Annotated in this window: 2 protein-coding genes; one reads left to right on the top strand and one right to left on the bottom strand. The window is 50.9% G+C overall.

Annotation, left to right across the window (positions count from 1 at the left end; all coding sequences use genetic code 11):
• On the bottom strand, nucleotides 1–372 hold a 372-nt coding region (locus ACJ2PR_RS01940; protein WP_446875715.1), incomplete at its 3' end, for a hypothetical protein.
• Between the two features lie 136 nt (nucleotides 373–508).
• Here ACJ2PR_RS01940 and ACJ2PR_RS01935 point away from each other — a divergent pair.
• The coding region (locus ACJ2PR_RS01935) for a C1 family peptidase (RefSeq protein WP_446875714.1) at nucleotides 509–1,454 on the top strand (946 nt) is incomplete at its 3' end.

Genomic DNA, 1,454 nt, shown 5'->3' with positions numbered 1-1,454 from the left:
GTCTGCGCTCCTACGGCGTGATCGCTGCTTAATTTTGTCCGAAGTGTTGATCGAAGAATTTGTGTTGCTCGATGCGATCGCCGAACCAGCCTTCACATAATCAATTTGCAGCAGATTTGAGACGTAGATGATTTTGCAACTATAGTCCGTCTGGCTCTCCGCCGTGAGTAATCTAAACGTCGTCCATTGAATACCTTGGAGGGCGATCGCTGTCGTTGCTAAAGCGGCAGAAGCTGCGATGACCATCTGACTGTGCCTGAACGTTCTTTCTATTTTCGTACCCTTCCAAAGCTCGATCGTTACAGTCTCCTGTCGGTGTTTTTGGGCGATCGTCATTAGAGCTAAAGCATACCAATGTAGCAATTTGCTCATCTGCAACTGCCCGCACTGCAACCAGAATGACATCAAGCTACAAGTCAGTATAAGCCAGTAGATCTCAGGTCTGAACTCAGGTAGCAAGGGGATTTGATAAAGGTGTAGAGCAAGTAATTCCGGGGAAAGGTTTTTTATGACTTCATTTCAAGAACTCAATGCCTCTCTGAAGGCTTCTAGTGCTCAGTGGGTGGCAGACGAAACGCCACTCTCAAATCTAACGCAGGCTGAAAAGGCAAGGCGCTTGGGTGTCGTAATCAATCGGGCGGCGCTGGCGAAAGCGATGGCTCCTCGCGCCCAAGTGGACGTACCCAAGTTTGATCGAGAAGTGGACTGGCGCAACCGTAATGGCAATAAGGTTACACCTGTTAAAGATCAAGGAGGATGTGGTTCTTGCACGTCGTTTAGTGTCGTGGGATCGGTCGAGTCGATCGCGCTGATTGAGTTGGGGCGATCGCTCAATCTGTCTGAAGCGGATCTACATTTTTGTTCGAGTCATGGGGCAACCTGTGACGGCTGGTGGCCGGATGCCGCCTATGAGTCTTTTAGAACTCGCGGCGTGACCGATGAAGCCAATTTCCCCTACACCAATGCGTTTAACGGCTCGAATCCGGTTTGCAATGTTTCGGCAGATCGAGAATCTCATGTGGTCAGAATTACGGCATCAACGGTGCTTCAAAGTGCCGTTGCCCGTAAGAACTGGCTGACTCAGGTGGGACCCTGTGTGGCTACCTTTCACGTTTTCGACGACTTCTTCTCCTATCGTAACGGTGTTTACCATCACGTCTCAGGCTCGGAGGTCGGCTTGCACAACGTGGTGATCATCGGCTATTCGGAAGCGGAGCAATGCTGGATCTGCAAGAACTCTTGGGGCACAGGCTGGGGAATGCAAGGCTTCTTCAAAATTGCTTACGGGGCAGCAGGCATTGATACGGAGTTTCCATTCTGGACGGCTCGTGGCGTGAAACTGCCTCCCCCTCCACCAGATAATGGTGTACGGTATGACGGCATCTGGGTGCCTGCTAAGGATGGTAGACCAATCGTTTGGGGCTGGACGTTTGAGGATTTCCAGAAGAAGAATG

This window comes from Phormidesmis sp. 146-33, assembly GCF_052939515.1.
This window is presented reverse-complemented; position numbering and strand designations above follow the sequence as displayed.